The following is a 19,695-nucleotide window of genomic DNA, read 5'->3' on the forward strand; positions in this document are numbered from 1 at the left end:
GGAGAGCGGGCGAGCCGCGAACAGAAAGAATAAGGGGCTGCCGCCGAAGCGGACAGCCCCTTGTGATCCGCTAGTCAACCCCGTCAATGTGCCGACGCAGGCTTCTCCTGTTCGGCCGGACTCGGCTGCGTCACAGCGCTGACGGTGACGAACACGATCACGTTCACCGCGAGCGCGAGGAGGCCGATGTTGACGTCCTTCAGCGCATCGGGCAGGAATGGCATGAGCTGGCCGACGCTCCAGTGCAGCGTGTTGCTCAGCGCGACCACGGCGACACCCGCGAGGATGCCGCAGAACGCGCCTTGCTTAGTCGCGCGATTGTGCGGGAACAGGCTGCAGATCATGGCCGGGAACAGTTGCGTGACGAAGCTGTAGCCCATCAGCAGCAGCGCGACGATGGTTTCGCCGCCGTTCAGCGTGAAGGTGACCGCGACCAGCGCCACGATCGGCACGAGGACACGCGCGACGATCGCGACCGACGCATCCGACGCGTTGCGGTTCACCAGGCCGCGATAGACGTCGTTGGCGAGCAGTGTAGAAGCCGAGATCAGGATCATCGAGCCCGGCACCAGCGCGGTCAGGATACCGGCCGCGCCGATCACGCCGACGAACCACGGATCGAACGTCTGCAGCGACAGGCGGAACAGCGACAGGTCGATGTCGGCGCCCTTCAGACCCGGCACGCGCAGCGTGGCCGCGAAGCCCACGAAGAACACGAACAGCAGGATCAGCTGATAGAGCGGCAGGATCGCGGCATTGCGGCGGAAGATGCGCTCGTCCTTTGCCGTGAAGATCGAGCCGAACGTATGCGGCCACATGAAGAAGCCGAGCGCCGTCAGGAGTACGGTCGACTGGAACCACACGACGCTCGAGCCGCGCGCCGGGAAGGTCAGGAAGCCGGGACGGGCGGCGTCGATCGCGCGGAACATCTCGCCGAAGCCGCCGTAGTAGTGCAGCGGCATATAGATGCCGAGGAACAGCACGATCGCGAGGATCAGCAGATCTTTGACCACCGAATTCCACGCGGAGCCGCGCACGCCCGACACGATCACGTAAGAGGTGACAACGATCGCGCCGATCCAGATCGCCGCCGTCGACGAAATCGCGCCATACGACGCGGTCGCGACGATGATGCCGAGGCCCTTCAGTTGCAGCACCAGATACGGAATCAGCGCGGTCACGCCGACCAGCGCGACCAGCGTGCCGAGCGCCGGGCTCTCGTATTTGCGCGCGAAGAAGTGCGGCTGCGACACGAGGCGGTGCGTCTTCGCGTAGCGCCAGATCGGCGGCAGCATCCAGTACGACAGGATGTACGCGAGCGTGCCGTACGCGAGGATGTAGTAGACCGGCGCGCCCTTGCCATAAGCGAAACCGCTGCCGCCGAGGAACGTGAAGGTCGTATAGATTTCGCCGGCCATCAGCAGGAACACGAACGCGGTGCCAAAGCTGCGGCCCCCCACGCTCCACTGCTCGAGGCTCATGTCGTGGCCGCGCTTTGCGCGCACGCCGAGGAACAGCGCGAACAGCGTGACGGCGGCAATGATGACGAGTGCGCTCATGGGCGAACCTCCTCGCCATCGGCGGCGACGCGCCGGTTGGACGGATCGAGGTGATAGACGATCGCCATGATGATCGCGCTCAACACCACCCACATGACGATCCAGGCCAGCACGAACGGCATGCCGAGCACCAGCGGCTCGACCCGATTGACAAACGATACGCCGACCAGGATGCCGATGAACGGCAGCGCGGCAAGGACACGAAGCAGCATGTGGGTATCTCCTCGAACCAGTAGGTCTCTGTCGTTGAAATTCCGGCTTCGCCGACGACTGTATGCCGGATACTTCGCTGCCGTAAAGTGGGTCAAAATAAATGTGAGATTTTCGACCGTTGCAGGCGCATCGTTCCGGTCTGGATTGCTGCACCGCAAGGCGGGATGCGCCGGGGAGCGCAGGATGCCGGACGGTTTTTTTGCGGCGTGACTGGCGCGCCGCGATATCATCTGCGAGCATTGCAGCACTTTCCGGACCGCGCACACGGACACGCACATGCTCGCAAGTCTGATCTCGGACATCATGTTTGGCTTTATCGGCTTGATCAGCATCATCAATCCGTTCGGCGGCGCGTTCGTTTTTCTGGACCGGACCGCGCCGTTGACCAGCGACGAGCGCCAGGTGCTCGCGCGCAAGATCGCGATCTATGCCGCCTGCGTGCTGCTGGTGGCGTTCTTTATCGGCACACCGATCCTGCGGTTCTTCGGCATCTCGATGGAGGCGCTGCGCATCGGCGGTGGGCTCGCGCTCGCCGTGGGGGGCTGGCAGATGCTCAATGCGCCCGAGACGCCGGCGGCCGAGCAGACCGAAGTCAAGCGCGTCGATGCCGAAACCGCGAAGTCGCGCGCGTTCTTTCCGCTGACCGTGCCGCTGACCACCGGGCCTGGCTCGATTGCGACCGCGATCGCGCTCTCCGCGAATCGCACGCACAAGCTGTCGGCATTCGTGATCTCGAGCATTGCGTCGGTCGCGATCACGTTCGCGGTGGCCGTCTGCGTCTATCTGATCTACAGTCGCGCGGCCGTTCTGGCGCGCTACCTCGGCGTCGAAGGTACCAAGGTCGCATTGCGGGTGTCGGCGTTCCTGCTGCTGTGCATCGGCGTGCAGATCATCCTGACGGGCGTGTCGGAATTCCTGATTCCGATTGCGACGATGCGGCCGTCCGCGGGCTAGCGGCGGATCGTCCTCATCGCGTCCTCAACGCGTGAGCAGCATCGAACTGAGCACCGAAAACACGGTCGACGGCAGTTCGTTGAGGCGGCTCACCACGATGTTGCGCGGATAGAAGTCCTCGACCGCATCGGTCAGCACGCCGATCCCCACCAGTTCGATGCCGCGCTTGGCGATCGCCGCGACGCGTTCGCGCAGGTCGCTGCGCAACACCTGCGGATCGCCGTCGCCGGTCGACGGATAGCCGTCGGAAAACACCATCAGGATGCGGCGCGCGGCCGGATGATCGGCAAGGCGCGTCGCGGCCCAGGCGAGCGCTTCGCCGTCCGGGTTCTCGTGCCCGCAGTCGATTTCGGCGATGCCGCTCAGGTCGGTCGCGCCGAAGCGCTTGTACACCTTCAGATCGAGCCGCTCGACGAAGCGGTTGTAGCGCCGCAAATCCACGCCGGCCGCGCGCTGCCGCTCATGGAGCCGCTTCATCGGCGCGGATTCGAGCGAGCAGTAGCCGAGTACTTCGCAATCGAACGAGAGCTGCGTCAGCGCATCGCACAGCGCGCTCGCGCAGAGCCGTGCGAGCTCGATCTTGCGGCCGGCCATCGAGCCGCTGCGGTCGATCAGCAACGTAACCGCGACGTCGCGTCCCTTCGCTGGGCGCTGCGTGCGAAACGGCGTGCGATACCCGGGCGACGTCGCGAGCCTCGCGAGCGCGGTGCGGTCGATCTCGCCGCGTTCCTGCTCGCGGCGCCAGCGGATGCGTTCATCGGCGCACAGCGCGCGTTCGAGCTTGTCCTTCAGCGGCGCGGTGTCCGCGCGCGCCTGTGCGCGCAACGTGCGCCACGCGGCGCTGTCACCCTGGCCGGTGAGATCGGCGATCACGTCGAATTCGGTGGCGAGGGGGATCGAGAGCAGCATGCGCGCGGGCTGTGCGGCCGGCGTGTCCGTAGCGCTTGCGTCGCGTGTCGAAGCGGCTGCGGTATCGGCGAGCGTTTGACCCATGCCGACCGCGTCGTCGGATCGGGCGGCGCCGTGCTCCGATGAGCCGGGCGGGTGCGCTGCGCTGTCGAGATCGGGCGGCACCGTGCCGTCGTCGCCGAACGAGTCCGCCGATGCGGCCGTTTCAGTGTCGATGTCTTCAGCCGGACCGGCAGTGAGGATCATGTTGTTCGCGTCGCCCGCCGATAGGGACGGCACGCGCGCCACCAGATCTCGCGCCACAGCGATGCTGCGCGCGGTCGAACCGCTTGCGCGCGCCTCGTGCAACAGGTCCTGCGCGGCATGCAACGCGGCAAGCAGAGAATGACTCGCTTCGGTACGCGTGGGCGGCTCGTCCCATAGCGCGCGTTCGACGAGCCACGCGAGCCGGTCGCGCCAATGCAGCTTCGGCCAGCGCTGGCTCACACGCTCGGCCGCATGCGCGCGCAGCTTGCCGATGAACCAGCGCGCGCCCGGGTATTCGTCGAGCAATTGCGCGCACACACGTCGATCGTCGATCACCTGCGCGAGCTTCGCGGTGACGCCCGCGGGCAGCGCATCGAGTTGTGCGAGCGATGCATGCTTCGCTCGCGCGACCAGCAGGTCCAGATAGCCGATCAGCACATCGCGTTCGACGCCGCCGTTCGCCTCGTAATCGGGAATCACGATGCGGCCCGGCTCGACGCGCGGACCGTCGGGACTGAACACGACCGTCACGCCATATTGCCCGGTCAGCACGCGCGCGACCTTGCCAAGCGTCGATTCGAACGCGAAGCCTTGTGTGTCGCGTTGCAGCTGAGCGGGGTGGCGTGCGGTCATCGCTGGGTGGGGGCGTGAGTTTCTCGTTCAGCTTGTCTGCTCAGGCGGCCGGCGCGATGTGATGACGGATGATGCCGCGAATCAGCGCGGCGTCCTCGGGGCTCACCTTCGCGTAGATCGCCGGTCCCGCCGCGCGTTCGGGGTCGCCCGTGCGCAGCATCAGCTCGGCCCAGTCGAGCAGACGGCGCGTCGAGAAAGCGCTCGACAGGTCCTCGCGCGCGAACGCGGCGCGGCAGTCGGCGGCGATCGCCGCGAGCGTGGTGGCGAGCGGGCGTGTCATATGCGGCGCGAGCGTGCGGATCAGCACATCGGTTTCTTCGGTGGGCAACAGATAGTCGAGCAGATACACGCGCCAGCGATCAAGAAACGCCTCGTTCATCAGATTCGCGCCCTGATACAGATGACGAAACTGGCTCATCGCGCCGACCGCGTTGGCGGTCGCGAACAGCCGGAACGCCGGATGCGGCGCGACGATCTCGTTGCCTTTCTCCTTCAACACCAGACGGCCCTGCGGCTCGAGCACGGCGGTCAATGCGGCAAGAATCGACGGTTCGGCGAAATCGATTTCATCGACGATCAGCCACAAGCCTTCGCGCATCGCCGTCGGCAGCACGCCATCGACCCACAATGTCTCGCCGCCCTTAACGGTCCAGAAGCCGACGAAATCGCCCACCGTGGTCTGGCCGTTCATGTTCGAGCGCAATACACCATGTTGCGAGCGCGCGGCAACCTGTTCGATCAGACTCGTCTTGCCGGCGCCCGTGTGACCGATCAACATCACGCGGCGATTCTCGACGATGTCCGTGACGATATCGTTGAAGCGCGCCGGGAACAGATACGCGGGATTCACGCGCGGCACGAGCGGATGCGCGGCGCCGCAACGGACGTCGACATTGCCGATGCGTACGCTGTCCGTCGTAGCATCGTGCGGTGCATGGCCAGCGGCATCGCGCAGCTTCGCCGCGAGCATGCGCGCCGACGCCCGCTGCAGCTCCGGCATGAACGCGATGCGCGTGGGCGCAGCGGTCTCGCCGGCAGCGTTGCGTTCGATCGCGAAGCCCTCGCGACGCCACTTCTTCAGCTTCGCGCGCAGATTCTCCTCATCGACGACCAGATCGATATCCACCGTGCCCGCGCCCTTCTCATGATCGTCGGCGCCATGTTCGAGGCGATAGGTTTCGGGCCGGTCGCCGACACTCACGCGCCACCATTCGGCGCCGTCCTGTGTCGCGCGCCGATAGAGGCCGAGATTGTCATCCTTGTTTCCGTCTTCGGGTTCGATCAGGTCGGGCGTGCTCATGGCAAAGAAGAGAAATGTCGAATCGGCGGATGCGTTTCGATTTGGCTGAAACCGGATTGCCGACTATCTTATCTTGGGCAGCTTTCGATCTTCCATGTATCGCGACCGACGGACCTACGACACAGAGATGAAAGCATCGGCAAAAGCACGCGCGGCGCTCGCCCTGACGGGCGCAATAGCAGCAGTTTCGAGCGCTCACGCGCAGACCAGCGTGACCATGTACGGCCGGCTCGACGGTGGCCTCGAATATCTGAATCACATCGACAACGGCGAGGGCGGTAGTTCGAGCCGTTGGCGCGCCGAAGGCGGCAACTGGGGCACCAGCATGTTCGGCCTCAAAGGCAGCGAGGATCTCGGCGGCGGACTCAATGCGATCTTCAACCTCGAAACCGGTTTGCAGATCATGGACGGCACGACGAGCGGCGGACGTTTATGGTCGCGGCGCGCGTTCGTCGGTTTGCGCAGTCAGCAGTGGGGCACATTGCAGGCCGGGCGCAATCTGTTTATCGATAGCGATGGCGTGTGGGAATTCGATCCGTTCGTGCAGCAGGCGTTTGCGTCGGCGTCGCTCGTGCGTGGGCGTAACTGGCAGCAGACGAGCAACAACGTCGAATACCATAGCCCGGTGTTCGCGGGCTTCGACATCCAGGGGCAATACGCGTTCGGCAATCAGGCGGGGGCGTTCAACAGCGGTGCGCCGGGTGAGTTCGGCCGCTCGGACGGCATCATGCTCAGCTATCATTCGCCGCTCTTCGACATGCGCGGCATCTACGACGAGCTACGCGACAACAACGGCCGCTTCAGCAATATCTTCCAGGCGTCGCGCGAATATTTCGTGGGCGCGAATCTGCGTGTGCACGAATTCAAGGTGCAGGGCGCGTACACGCATTACTCGGCGCCCGATTCGCCGGCCGGTGTCGCCGATACTGCCGATCACTATTGGCTCGGCGTCACGTACGGCCCGCAATCGCGCTGGGCAGTGACTGCGGGCGGCTACTACATTCACGTCGGCGAAGGAACCGGCGACGCCGCGCACGACCCGTCCGGTCACGCGATGATGTACGTGCTCGGCACGACCTACAACCTGTCGAAGCGCACCTTCCTGTACGGCACGCTCGGCTACGTGCGCAACGGCAGCAACTCGAACTTCTCACTCGAGGCCGCGCCGCGCGATTCGACGAGCAGTACCAATCCCCTGGTTGGCCAATCGCAGACTGGCGCTTATGTCGGGATGATGCATCAGTTCTGACGAGGCGTCGCGTGCAGACTTGCACGGTTAGGCGCATCATCTGTGGGCTTCGCCGCGATTTCCTGCGCGCGCCGGCCATCTTCCGAATTGCCGAACAAGGAGCGTCCCATGCAAAACGATCCCGCCCTCGATCAGTTGTGCATCAACACGATCCGCACGCTGTCGATGGACGCCGTGCAGAAAGCCAATTCCGGCCACCCCGGCACGCCGATGGCGCTCGCGCCGGTCGCCTATCACCTCTGGCAACACCATCTGCGCTACGACCCCGACGAGCCGCTGTGGCCGAATCGCGACCGCTTCGTGCTGTCGGTCGGGCATGCGTCGATGCTGCTGTATTCGCTGCTGCATCTGGCCAACGTGAAGGCCATCGACGAACACGGCAAGCCGACCGGCGCGCCCGCCGTATCGCTCGACGACATCGAGCATTTCCGCCAGATCGACAGCAACACGCCGGGCCACCCCGAGTTCAGGATCACGACCGGCGTCGAAACCACCACGGGACCGCTCGGACAAGGACTCGGCAATAGCGTCGGCATGGCGATGGCCGCGCGCTGGTACGAGAGCCGCTTTAACCGCGCGGACGCGCCGCTGTTCGACTACCGCGTCTACGCGCTATGCGGCGACGGCGACATGATGGAAGGCATCTCGCACGAAGCGGCCTCGCTTGCGGGTCATTTGAAGCTGTCGAACCTGATCTGGATTTACGACAGCAATCGCGTGACGATCGAAGGTCATACGGACCTCGCATATAGCGATGATCCCGAGAGCCGCTTTCGCGGCTACAACTGGCACACGCTGCACGTCGACGATGCGAACGACACCGCCGCGCTCGAAAAGGCACTGGTCGAAGCAAAGAGCGTGACCGACCGGCCGACGCTGATCGTGGTCCATAGCATCATCGGCTGGGGCTCGCCGCACAAGCAGGACAGCGCGTCCGCGCATGGCGAAGCGCTTGGCGTCGAGGAAGTCGCGCTGACCAAGAAGGTCTACGGTTGGCCCGAGGACAAGTTCTTCTACGTGCCCGACGGCGTGCATGAACGCTTCGCGCAGGGCATCGGCGCGCGCGGCAAGGCGGCGCGCGAACAATGGCAGGCGAAGCGCGATCGCTATCAGACCCAGTACCCGGAGCTCGCGCGCGAGTTCGCACAGATCGAAGCGCACGAATTACCGCAGGGTTGGGACAGCGACATCCCGAGCTTCGAGGCGGACGCGAAGGGCATCGCGACGCGCGAATCGTCGGGCAAAGTGCTCAACGCGATTGCGAAGCGGGTGCCGTGGATGATCGGCGGCGCGGCGGACCTGTCGCCTTCGACGAAAACCAACCTGAAATTCGAAGGCGCCGGCAGTTTCGAAGCGGACGACTACGGCGGGCGCAATCTGCACTTCGGGATTCGCGAGCATGGGATGGGCGCGGTGGTCAACGGGCTCGCGCTGTCGAACCTGCGCGCGTACGGTTCGACGTTCCTGATCTTCAGCGACTACATGAAGCCGCCGATCCGCCTGTCCGCGATCATGGAAGTGCCGGCCATCTGGGTGTTCTCGCACGATTCGATCGGCCTCGGCGAAGACGGTCCGACGCATCAGCCGATCGAACAACTCGCGTCGTTGCGCGGTGTGCCGGGCCTCACGGTGCTACGTCCCGGGGACGCGAACGAAGTGACCGAGGCGTGGCGCGTTGCGCTGACGCAGCCGCATCGGCCGGCGTGCATCGTCGTGTCGCGCCAGGCGCTGCCGACGCTCGACCGCAGCCGTTATGCGCCGGCGAGCGGCGTGAAGCGCGGCGCGTATGTGCTCGCCGATGCGCCCGATGGCCAGAAGCCGCAGGTGATCCTGATGGCGACCGGCAGCGAGCTGTCGATCTGTGTCGATGTGTACGAGAAGCTGAAGAGCGAGGGCATCGCGGCGCGCGTCGTGTCGATGCCGTCGTGGGACATCTTCGAGCGCGAGGACAGCGCGTATCAGGAGTCGGTGCTGCCCGCGGACGTCGAAGCGCGCGTCGCGGTCGAACAGGCTGCGTCGCTTGGTTGGGATCGCTATACGGGGCGGCTCGGCGCCCAGGTGGTCATGCGTACGTTCGGCGCGTCGGCGCCGATTGCCGATCTGAAGAAGAAGTTCGGCTTCACGCCGGAGCGCGTGTATGAAGCGGCGAAGCAGCAGATCGAGCGGGTGAGGGGGAAGGGGGAAGGGGGCTTGAGTCGATGCGCCTGAGTCTTTAGGGTACGCGGCGGGCTGACCTCGCCCGCCGCGTACCCTTATCGCTCGCCTGGCTCCCATTCAGGGCTGTAACCTCCAAGCGCCGGGTGATACATCTCATCGCCCGAGTGCTGAGTGAACTCCACGTTGAGCCGGTCCTCGCGCAAGCCCAGAATCTCAACGCTGAGCGCGCAGAGGGCTTTGGCCAATTCCATGCGTAACTCCGGCGGTCGCCCTCTGCGGATATCCAGCATCATCAACGCAACCGGCACCGGTTCCCCGTCCTCTTCCGTAATGCGCCAGACGCTACCTGGACCGAGTTCGCGTATGGCGACGGTGATTCGCCTGACATCGACTGACATCATTCGGGCATAGGTCTCGCACAACTTCGCTGCAAGCAGTCTCTTACTCTCCACGGAGTAGTGATCGTTTACATCAAGCTGTAGATAAGGCATGGCGTCGATCTCCGAGGAAAGTGATTCGCACACGCCAAGTGTATGCCGCGCTTTGATGGAGGGCTATGAAGCTTCGCCGTCGATCCCGTTTTGCGCGTTGTCCTCGCTGCCTTGTTCAAGCGTGCTGCGATACGCACGCGATTGCATCTCCGCGAGGCGGCTCAGCGTACGCGACAGATCGTGCGCGCCTTCGAGGCCGATCAACGCGGTCTCGATCGGCTGATCGGATGCGATGAACAGGGCTCGCTTGCGATCGTAGAAGATGTCGATCAGCCAGACGAGGCGCTGCAGCGTATGCGACTGCCGCAGCGCTTCCGTATGCAGTCGATCGACGATCAAGCCTTGCCATTGCTCGGCGAGATCGAGGTAATCGAGGTGCGAGCGGCTTGCGACGCACAGCTGCTCGAAGTCCGCCCACAGCAGCGCGTGGCCGGCCGCGCGTGCTTCGAGCGGGCGGCCGGCCGCGCTCAGTTTGACCGGCGCGAGGCTCGCGTCGCGTTCATGGCTCGTGAAGATGTCGCGCAACGCCGCCTGGCTCGACGCATCGAGCGGCGCGAAAAAGCGCGGCACCTCGGCCGCCTCGCCGCCAAAGCGGTAATCACGCACGCCGTCGAAATGGATCACCGTGAAGCAGCGTTTGATCTGCGCGATGGTCGGCACAAAACGTTCGTGAAACTCGGGGTCGGGCAGCAGATCGTCCGGGGCGTAGTTCGAGGTCAGCACGATGCGCGTGCCGAGGTTGATCGCGGTGTCGAGAAAGCGGCCCATCAGGAACGCGTCGGCGATATCGTGCACGTGGAATTCGTCGAAACACAACAGCTCGATACCGTCGAGCCATTGCCGCGATACGTCGCCGAGCCGGTCGTCGCCAGGCGGCGCCTGGACGAGCCGGCGGTTCATCTCGCGCAGGAATTCATGGAAATGCAGGCGCCGTTTGCGGCATGGCGCGAGTTCGAACATCGTATCGACGACGAGACTCTTGCCGCGCCCCGGCAGTCCGTGACAATAGACGCCTTGCGGCGCGAACGCGGCGGTGGACCATGCATGCCGCGCGCGCTGCTGCCCGGCGAGCAACGTGGCGAGTGCGCTGATGGCCTCGCGCTGGCGCGCATCGGGGGTGATGCCGCGCGCGGTCAGGGCGCGCGCGATGCGGGTTTCGTCAAGCATGGGCGAGAGCGTCCATGCTTGACGGCGCGAATGATGTGACTGACGCGAATGGCACAGCGTGGGCTGCCGGGGAAACGGCGAAGACGTGTATGAGCATGAAATAGCGGCCGGCGTGATGACGTGATGGCCTGTAGCGAATCAGGCCCAATGAGCGCGTGCACGGAGCGCGCGCTATTTTACCCGGTCTCAATCGTCGGCTGCGGCGCGTCGAGTGGTTCGTGGCCGAAGCGCTCGTATTGCGATATCACCTGCGCGCCGAACAGCAGCAATGTTGCGAGCCATTCGAAGCTCAGCAGGATCACGATCGCCATCGTCAGCGAGCCATAGACGATGCTGACCTGCGACAGCGTGGCGAAATACCAGACCAGCACGTGCCGCGTGATCTCCCACAACACGCCGGCCACCACGCCACCGATCAGCGCGTGTTTGATCGACGGACGCCCGACCGGCATCACGAGATACACCGAGGTCAGCACGAAGATTTCGCCGGTGAGCCCGAACAGATACAGCACGACACGCATGAAGCCCCGCAACGGCACATGCAGGCCGAACAGCCGGAGCCCTTCGGCGCCGATCGTATCGAGCGCGCTCGACACGATCGTGACGATCAGCAGGCCGAGGCCGAGAAACAGGATATAGCAGTAGGGCAGCAGCGCCGAGATCAGGAAGTGGCGCCGCTTCACGACGACGCGATGCACGAAGATCAGCGACATCGCGTTTTCGAGCACGGTAAACGCGAGCGAACTGAAGAAGATCATCGTCAGCAACAGCACCCAGCTGATCACCGCGCGATGCTCGAGGAAGTTCGACAGCTCGCGCACGAGCGCGGCCGATTGCCCAGGCACGAGCCAGCGCAGCAGATGCGTGAGTGCATCGAGCACGAGCTGCTGTGGCACCACGCGCGATAGCACGATCACGATCAGGATCAGCAGCGGCACCATTGACAGCAACGCGTAGTACGCAACCGCGCCCGCGAGCAGCAGCCCCTGGTTGGCGCGAAACGCCTTCAGCGTTTGCAATAGGAAGCGGCCGGGATGTTTGACGATATACAGCGCATGCTGGTCGAGCAGGATCTGCATGAGGCCTCGCGATGCGCGCCGGGCATGCCGGATGGCAGCGGCTCTCGACACGCCTGTGTGCTTTATATACCGTAAGCAGAAATGGGGCCATCCGTAGCGCGGCATGCAGTTTGCTTTTGCCGTGTTCGGAAGATCGCGTTTTATTCCTAAGGACAGCCGATGGATCAGTCGTCATGTCAGAGCAACACCGCGCCGCAATCCAACGACCGGGTTGCTGAACGGCTTCATCGGCGATCGTGCGGGATAACCCGCAGAGCGCAAACCCCTAACGTGTCGAGCATTTCTTTATCGGCATCGTCGCTTATTCTTTGGTTATGACCGCGTCATCGATTTGCGCCATGAAGAGCGCTAGCGGCATGCATTGCGTGGCTATCCCAATCCGTTGAAATACCGATATCGTGGGACGCCCCTGAGCGAGGCGGACTGCACAAGGACAGAGCGTTAATCGATGTTGCGCAGTGCGCGCATCGCGAGCGCCGTCGTTCAAACGCCGTGAAGAATGGGTCCACCAAATTGCGCATTCCAGGTCGTTGCAACACTGGAATGCGAGACGACGCGCGCCCGCCGTGGCATCGTGCGGGCGAAGTCGGAATAGCAAAAACCTGGCCACAGTCTGGGACATGCAATGGGGATCGAATCTTGCGCGCGTGGCGCGGGATGCCCTTCAGGGCGAATGGAAAAGGGCGAGAAAAGTGACTGTGTTCAACGACAACGTGGACAGCAGCGACGACGTGCTCGTATGGCGACCGATCCGCTATGCGATGGCCGCGCATCGTCGCGTGCTCGTGGTCGACGACTACCGCGAAGCCGCCGACGCGCTGCAAATGCTACTGGTCGCGGACGGCTTCGATTGCCGCGCGCTCGACGATCCGTTCGCCGTGTGCGAGACCGCGCGCGAATGGCAGCCGTTCGCGGTGGTGCTCGACATCAAGATGCCCGGACTCGACGGGCTCGAACTGGCGCGCCGTCTGCGCGCGCATCCGCAAACTTCCCACATGCTCCTCGTGGCGTGCACCGCGTTTGCGTCGCGTGAGGACCGCGCGCTCGCGAAGGCCGCCGGCTTCGACGCGCATTGCGCGAAGCCGTTGACGCCCGAGCGTCTATTGCGCGTGCTCGAATCGGCGGCGGCATTGCCTGCGGCGACGCCGTCTTGAGAAAGTGCGGCTGACACAGCGCGATCAACTGAATCACGTGGTTAGCGAAAACTGAGGAAAGAAAGGTGCGCAGTGTCAGGCCCGCAAGTTGCTGGCAGACCCAGCCTGCCTGCTTCGCGCACTGTGCAATGGCCGGCGCCCGCGCTGCGAATCCCTACACTCGGATAACGTGCAGCAGGAACACGTGGAAAGGCACTTGAAAAAAAAGCACATGCACGACACTGAAATACCGACTTCGTTGCGTCCACAGAGAACGCCTATGCCATCAGCCCCAGCCAGCTACGCGACGCGCATTTCCGAAGGCACGCCTTTTCCGCTCGGCGCGACATGGAACGGCAATGGTGTCAACTTCGCGCTGTTCTCCGCGCACGCGACGAAAGTCGAATTATGTCTGTTCGATGAAACCGGCCGGCACGAACTCGAACGGATCGAGCTGCCCGAGTACACCGACGAGGTATGGCATGTGTTCGTGCCGAATCTGAAACCGGGCGACGTCTATGGATATCGCGTGCATGGTCCATACGAGCCCGAGAACGGGCATCGTTTCAATCCGAACAAGCTGCTGCTCGATCCGTACGCGAAGGCGCACATCGGCGAGCTGAAATGGGCTCCGGAAATTTTCGGCTATACGCTCGATTCGGAACAGGCCGACCTGTCATTCGACGAACGCGACAGCGCGCCTTTTGTGCCGAAGTGCAAGGTCGTCGATGCGAATTTTTCGTGGAGCCATCCGGAGCGCAACGCGCTGCCCTGGGAACGCGTGATTCTCTACGAGACGCATGTGCGTGGCTTCACGATGCGTCATCCGCAGGTGCCCGAGCGTCTGCGCGGCACGTTCGCGGGACTGGCGCAGCAGCCGGTGCTCGACCACATACGCGACCTTGGTGTGACCTCGGTCGAGCTGATGCCGGTCCAGACCTTCGTCAACGACAGCCATCTGCTCGACAAGGGTCTGACGAACTACTGGGGCTACAACACGATCGGCTTTTTCGCGGCCGACCCGCGCTTCTTCGCGTCGTCGACCGATTCGGTGGGTGAGTTCAAGGAAATGGTCGACCGCTTTCATCAGGCCGATCTCGAAGTGATCCTCGACGTCGTGTACAACCACACGGCCGAAGGCAACGAACGCGGCCCGACGATCTCGTTCAAGGGCATCGACAACGCGTCGTACTACCGCCTGATGCCCGACGAGCCGCGCTACTACATCAACGATACCGGCACCGGAAATACACTGAACCTGTCGCATCCGCGGGTGCTGCAGATGGTGACAGACAGCCTGCGCTACTGGGTAACCGAAATGAAAGTGGACGGCTTCCGCTTCGATCTCGCGACGATCCTGGGCCGCGAAGATCATGGCTTCGACGAAGGCGGCGGCTTTCTCGACAGTTGCCGCCAGGACCCGGTGCTTTCCAGTGTGCGGCTGATCGCCGAGCCGTGGGATTGCGGCCCGGGCGGCTATCAGGTGGGCGGTTTTCCACCGGGCTGGGCCGAGTGGAACGATCGCTTCCGCGACACCGTGCGCGCGTACTGGAAGGGCGACGAGGGCGCCGCCGCCGATCTCGCGACGCGACTCACCGCATCGGGCAATCAGTTCAATCATCGCGGCCGGCGACCGTGGGCGAGCGTGAACTTCATCGCCGCGCACGACGGCTTCACACTCAACGATCTGGTCTCGTACAACGACAAGCATAACGAAGCAAACGGCGAGGACAACCGCGACGGCCATTCGGATAACAGGTCGTGGAACATGGGCGTCGAAGGACCGACCGACGACGCCGACATCCGCCAGCAACGCGAGCGCCAGAAACGCAATCTGCTTGCGACGCTGCTGCTGTCCCAAGGCACGCCGATGATGCTCGCCGGCGATGAATTCGGCCGCACGCAGCAGGGCAACAACAACGCGTATTGCCAGGACAACGAGATCAGCTGGGTCGATTGGGATGCGATCGACAACGACGGCCGCGCGCTGAGCGAGTTCGTGCGCAATCTGACCACGCTGCGCCGCCGCTTGCCGGTGCTGCGGCGCGGCCGTTTTCTGACTGGCGAATACAACGAGACGCTCGACGTGACCGACACGCGCTGGCTATCACCCGACGGCACCGACATCGCGGACGAGCAGTGGGCCGATCCGGCGATGCGTTGCTTCGGCCTACTGATCGACGGTCGCGCACAGGCGAGCGGCATTCGCCGTCTCGCGTCGGACGCGACCTTGCTGCTGGTGCTCAACGCTCATCACGACGTCGTCAATTTCACGCTGCCTGAGATTCCCGAGGGCGAGCGCTGGACTTGCCTCGTCGACACCAATATGCCGGTGCGCGCCGAGCTGCCGCAATTCAACGCGGGCGACGCCTATCAGGTGACAGGCCGCTCGCTGCTGCTGTTCGCGCTCGAAGCGCCGAGCCGCGCGACGCAGCGCGTGTTCGACAGTCTCGAAGAGCAGCTGACTTCCGACGAAGGCGACACTGCGTCAGGCTCGTAAGCGACACCGAGCGAATGCTCTTGCAGCGGGTCAAGACGTCGCCGGTTCCGGCGCGCCGATGATGGCGAGCGCGTCGGCGCGTGAGAGTCCGCCGCGCATCGCGTCGGAGAGCCGTGCGGTCAGCGCTTCGCGCTCGCAGGCGAGTACCGCGTCGACGTTGCCGTCGCGCACGTACAGTGCGATGAACGAGTGATGATCGAAATCACCATCGACGACGATCTCGTCCCAGTTGTCGGCGTGGCCGAGGTACTCGAAGTTCTTGCCGTAGTGATAGGTCCAGAAATACGGCACGCCGGCATAGCGATTGCGCGCGCCGCACATGTTCTGCGCGGCGATGCGCGCATGCTGCTGCGCGACGCGCCAATGTTCGATACGCACCGGCTCCTGGTTCTCGCGCAGCGGGAACACGGCGATATCGCCAGCCGCATACAGACCACACGCGGCTTGCATCCCCGCATTGACGATCACGCCACCGTCCTTCTGCAACGGCAGTCCTTCGACAAAACCGGTGGCCGGCGCAACCCCCGTGCCCAGCAACACGACGTCGGCGGCGATGGCTTGCCCGCTGTCGAGCATCACCGTATGCACGTTGCCTTCGTCGCCCTCGAGCGAGGCGACCTTCGCGTCGAGACAAAACGTCACGCCGTTGTTTTCGTGCAGCGCGCGAAACATCAGACCCGCGCGCTCGCCGAACTGCTTCGCGAACGGCACCTTGTCCAGCGAGATCACGGTGACAGGCACGCCGTGCTGGCGCAACGCGGACGCGACTTCGAGGCCGATGAAGCCGCTGCCGATGATCGCGACGCGGGTTTGCGATGCATCGTCGCCGAGCGCGTCGATCAGCGCGCTGGCATCGTCGAGATTGCGCAGCACGAGCACGCCGCCGAGGTCGCAGCCAGGGATGTCGGGCACTTTCGGTACGCCGCCGGTCGCGAGCAGCGCGGTGTCGTATTTCAGCGGCTCGAGGCTCTGGTCGCTACCGCCCGCACCGCTTTCGAAATGGATCGTGTGCGCGGGCACGTCGAGCCGCGCGACCTTCGCAACGATCCGCTCGATGCCGTGCGCATGAAGCCAGTGGGGCGGCAGCAATGGCGGCACGTCGGCGGGCGGCATCTCAAACGACGGGACGTACTTGCTCAGCGACGTGCGATCGTAGGGCGCGTGCGCTTCGTCGCCGATCAGCGTGATGCGGCCCTCGAAGCCACACTCGCGCAACGCGGTACAGGCGGCGGCGCCCGCGGCGCCCGCGCCGATCACAGCGTAGTGCCTGGGCTGCGCGCTGGCATCGTCAGGTTGCGTGTGCGCCGCCGGCACCGGCCGCGCGATTTTTTCTGCCGACACCAGCACGTCGTCGCCGTCGAGCGTAACGGGGTAACGATCGAGCGGCAGCAGCGCGGGAGGCTCCAGCACGTTGCCGGTCGCGACATCGAACGTGCCCTTGTGCCACGGACAGATGATGCGGCCGTGGCACAGCGCGCCCTCTTCGAGCGGGCCTCCCGCATGTGGGCAATCCGGTGAATACGCGTGCACGGTGTCGCCATCGCGCACGAGCAGGATCGGCGTGTCGTCCACGCTCACGCGCACGGCGCGCTCCGCCGGTAATTCCGATAGCCGCGCGACGCGGCGGGCAGACGTGGACATGGTGAGGCCTCACGAAAGGAAGCAGGCAGCGATAGGGCAGCAATCGATGCGCCTGAACGCGCAAGCGAAGTGCTGTCGATCTAATTGGGAAGATAGGCCGAGTTGCGGTAAATTTCGAGATGCAAATTTCATGGAGCCGGTGACCATGCAGCGTGCAGAACGTGTCGCAGTCGATGAGCCGATGCCATCGCGCAACTTCGCGGTGACGCGGCGCATGCTGCTGACCGTGCTGGTCGTGTCGATTGCGTTTCCGTTGACCTGCCTAGCGGTCTACGGCTACTTCGACTATCAGCGCCGTATCGCCGACGCGAGCGATATGATCGACCGCCTCGCGCGCGTGGCTGAGGAGCAGGCCGTCAAGGTGCTGGACCTGAACCGGCAGATGGCTTCGCGCGTGATCGAGCTGCTCGGCAATTCGGACGATGCACAGATCCGTGCGCGCGAAGGCGAGCTGCACGAGCGCCTGCGCTATATCGGCGGCGATTTTCCGCAGGTAGCGTCGATCGCGTTGCTCGGCGTGAACGGCGAGCTGCTCGCGTCGAGCTTCGCGTATCCGGCGCCGGCGGTGTCGATCGGTCAGCGCGACGACTTTCTTGCCGCAAAGGCGATGCGGCCGCAGCCCTATTTTTCGCTGCCGATCTTCGGCACGCTGTCGAAGGTCGACGTGTTCACGACCGCGATCGGCCGCTCGGGTGCGGACGGGCAGTTTCTCGGCGTGGTCACGGTGGCGCTGCGCAACGCCTACTTTTCGCGCTTCTACGGCGAGCTGACCAACGGCGATCCGTCGCTCGCGCTTGCGCTGTACCGGCAGGACGGCAATCTGCTGGTGCGCTATCCGCCGTGGCCGGCCGGCGCGCGGCCGTCCATGCACAGCGCGTTCACGTCCGCGTTGCGCGACAAACAACTGTCTGGCCACGTGCGTCTGAAATCGACCGTCGACGGCGTCGAGCGGCTGCTCGCGTTTCGCCGCGTCGGCGACTATCCGTTGTATGTGATGAGCGCGTACGCGACGTCGTCGATCGTGGCCGCGTGGCGCACCCATGTCCTCATGATCGCGGCGCTGACCGCCTTACCCTGCATCGCAATCTGGGGACTGGTGCTGTATTCGCTGCGTCAGCTCGAAGCGGAGCGACGTGCGTGGGAGCGCTGGCAGGGCGAGGTCGCGATGCGGCTGTCGGCCGAGGCGTCGAGCCGGCAACTGCAGCGCATGGGCGCGCTCGGCAATCTGGTTGCCAATGTGGCGCACGATTTCAACAACCTGCTGATGGTGGTGTCGGCGAACATCGAACTCGCGCGACTGAAGCACTACAACGATCTCGAGAAGGAAGTGCTCGCGGTCGAACGCGCCACCGCCACGGCCGAAGCGCTGACGCGGCGCTTGTTGAGCGTCGCGCGCAAGCGGCCGCTGAAGCAGGAGCCGGTCGAACTCGCGCGCTGGCTGCCGACCGCGGCGCCGCTGATCGACGCGGCGCTCGGCGACACGATCGAGCTGAAGCTGCGAGTGCCGGCGGATCTATGGCAGGTGTTCGCCGATCCGACCGACCTCGAGTTCGCGATCGTGAACATCGCGATGAACGCGCGAGATGCAATGCCGGGCGGCGGGCGCTTCGTGATCCGTTGCCAGAACATTCGGCTGGTGGGCAGCGATACGCAGCTGGCGGACGGCGAGTACGTGCTGATCGCCTGCTCCGACGACGGGGAGGGGATGTCCGAGGCGGTCGCGCGGCGCGCGTTCGAGCCGCTCTTCACGACCAGGCTGGGCGGCGCGGGCACCGGCCTCGGGCTCGCGCAGGTGCTGTCGATCGCCGAGCAGGCGGGCGGCACTGCGAAGATCGACAGCGTGCCGGGCAGTGGCACCACGGTGCGGCTCTTTCTGCCGCGCTATCGCGAGCGCGGGGCGCTGGCCGGCGCCGACGCGCGACAGCCGCTACCGACGGCCGCCGGGGCCGTGCTGCTGGTCGAGGACAACGAGGACGTCGCGGCCGGCGTGACCGCGGTGCTCGAAACCTTCGGCTGCGAAGTGCGTCACGAGCCGACCGCCGACCAGGCGTTCGACGTGCTGAGTGCCGGCGAGCGCTTCGAGCTTGTGCTGTCGGACATCCAGATGCCGGGCAAGCTGAACGGTATCGACCTGGCGGAAAAGGTCCGCAGCGCGTGGCCGTCGCAGAGGATCGCGCTGATGACCGGTTACGCCGACGAACTCGACCGCGCAAGGCGGCTCGGGATCGCTATTCTCGCGAAGCCTTTCAATATCGACGAACTGCATGCGCTAGTGGCTTGCGGCGCGTGAAGGCGCGGGGCCAATACGCGCGTCGCGTCCACGCTGATCTTTTCGATCGTGCTGTGCCGCGGCACGATTTCGAATCATTGCGAATGTGATGGCAGCCGTTATTTGCATGGTCCAATCAAATTCATATTGCATAAGCGGATTTCTCTCAAAGGGAAAATGTAAATAGAGATTCGC

14 protein-coding genes are annotated in these 19,695 nt (G+C 64.4%); 6 read left to right on the plus strand and 8 right to left on the minus strand.

Annotated features, from left to right (window positions below):
* Positions 1–83: 83 nt before the first annotated feature.
* On the minus strand, positions 84–1,559 hold the full coding sequence (locus L0U81_RS21260) for a sodium:solute symporter family protein (RefSeq protein ID WP_233805482.1): 1,476 nt from the start codon (positions 1,557–1,559) through the stop codon (positions 84–86).
* A complete protein-coding gene (locus L0U81_RS21265) occupies positions 1,556–1,771 on the minus strand; it encodes a DUF3311 domain-containing protein (RefSeq protein WP_233805483.1) in 216 nt (71 codons plus the stop codon). The genes L0U81_RS21260 and L0U81_RS21265 overlap by 4 nt, the downstream gene beginning before the upstream one ends.
* 277 nt (positions 1,772–2,048) lie before the next feature.
* Between L0U81_RS21265 and L0U81_RS21270 the strand changes: the two genes are divergently transcribed.
* Positions 2,049–2,726 carry a MarC family protein gene (locus L0U81_RS21270; RefSeq protein WP_233805484.1) on the plus strand — a complete coding sequence of 226 codons (678 nt, stop codon included), beginning with the start codon at positions 2,049–2,051 and terminating at the stop codon, positions 2,724–2,726.
* Between the two features lie 24 nt (positions 2,727–2,750).
* On the opposite strand, the gene L0U81_RS21275 is transcribed toward L0U81_RS21270, so the two are convergent.
* Both L0U81_RS21275 and L0U81_RS21280 read right to left on the minus strand, forming a co-directional pair.
* Positions 2,751–4,514, minus strand: a complete 1,764-nt coding sequence (locus L0U81_RS21275) for a cobaltochelatase CobT-related protein (protein WP_233805485.1) — start codon at positions 4,512–4,514, stop codon at positions 2,751–2,753.
* A 40-nt stretch (positions 4,515–4,554) separates the two neighbouring features.
* The gene (locus L0U81_RS21280) at positions 4,555–5,814 is read right to left on the minus strand and encodes an AAA family ATPase (RefSeq protein ID WP_233805486.1); all 1,260 of its coding nucleotides are present in this window, start codon (positions 5,812–5,814) and stop codon (positions 4,555–4,557) included.
* A gap of 127 nt (positions 5,815–5,941) precedes the next feature.
* Between L0U81_RS21280 and L0U81_RS21285 the strand changes: the two genes are divergently transcribed.
* Positions 5,942–7,063: a porin gene (locus tag L0U81_RS21285; protein ID WP_233805487.1), complete on the plus strand. Its 1,122-nt coding sequence runs from the start codon at positions 5,942–5,944 to the stop codon at positions 7,061–7,063.
* A 108-nt stretch (positions 7,064–7,171) separates the two neighbouring features.
* Positions 7,172–9,271 (plus strand): transketolase, encoded by a 2,100-nt coding sequence (tkt, locus tag L0U81_RS21290; protein ID WP_233805488.1) that lies wholly within the window; start codon positions 7,172–7,174, stop codon positions 9,269–9,271.
* 44 nt (positions 9,272–9,315) lie between these two features.
* On the opposite strand, the gene L0U81_RS21295 is transcribed toward tkt, so the two are convergent.
* The 3 genes from L0U81_RS21295 to L0U81_RS21305 all read right to left on the minus strand — a co-directional run bounded on the left by L0U81_RS21295 (position 9,316) and on the right by L0U81_RS21305 (position 11,957).
* On the minus strand, positions 9,316–9,711 hold the full coding sequence (locus L0U81_RS21295; protein WP_233805489.1) for a tautomerase family protein: 396 nt from the start codon (positions 9,709–9,711) through the stop codon (positions 9,316–9,318).
* A gap of 63 nt (positions 9,712–9,774) precedes the next feature.
* A complete protein-coding gene (gene zapE / locus L0U81_RS21300; RefSeq protein WP_233805490.1) occupies positions 9,775–10,878 on the minus strand; it encodes a cell division protein ZapE in 1,104 nt (367 codons plus the stop codon).
* A 176-nt stretch (positions 10,879–11,054) separates the two neighbouring features.
* A complete protein-coding gene (locus L0U81_RS21305; protein WP_233805491.1) occupies positions 11,055–11,957 on the minus strand; it encodes a YihY/virulence factor BrkB family protein in 903 nt (300 codons plus the stop codon).
* A gap of 692 nt (positions 11,958–12,649) precedes the next feature.
* Between L0U81_RS21305 and L0U81_RS21310 the strand changes: the two genes are divergently transcribed.
* Positions 12,650–13,111, plus strand: coding sequence for a response regulator (locus tag L0U81_RS21310; protein ID WP_233805492.1), 462 nt, complete (start codon positions 12,650–12,652; stop codon positions 13,109–13,111).
* Positions 13,112–13,370: 259 nt separating this feature from the next.
* Positions 13,371–15,590: a glycogen debranching protein GlgX gene (gene glgX / locus L0U81_RS21315; RefSeq protein WP_233805493.1), complete on the plus strand. Its 2,220-nt coding sequence runs from the start codon at positions 13,371–13,373 to the stop codon at positions 15,588–15,590.
* A gap of 30 nt (positions 15,591–15,620) precedes the next feature.
* Here the strand turns inward: glgX and L0U81_RS21320 are convergent, their stop codons facing one another.
* A complete protein-coding gene (locus L0U81_RS21320; RefSeq protein WP_233805494.1) occupies positions 15,621–17,231 on the minus strand; it encodes an FAD-dependent oxidoreductase in 1,611 nt (536 codons plus the stop codon).
* 145 nt (positions 17,232–17,376) lie between these two features.
* On the opposite strand from L0U81_RS21320, the gene L0U81_RS21325 reads away from it, so the two are divergent.
* Positions 17,377–19,521, plus strand: coding sequence for a hybrid sensor histidine kinase/response regulator (locus L0U81_RS21325; RefSeq protein WP_233805495.1), 2,145 nt, complete (start codon positions 17,377–17,379; stop codon positions 19,519–19,521).
* Positions 19,522–19,695: the final 174 nt, after the last annotated feature.

Origin of the sequence: Paraburkholderia sp. HP33-1, from assembly GCF_021390595.1 — a bacterium.
Lineage (GTDB): Bacteria > Pseudomonadota > Gammaproteobacteria > Burkholderiales > Burkholderiaceae > Paraburkholderia.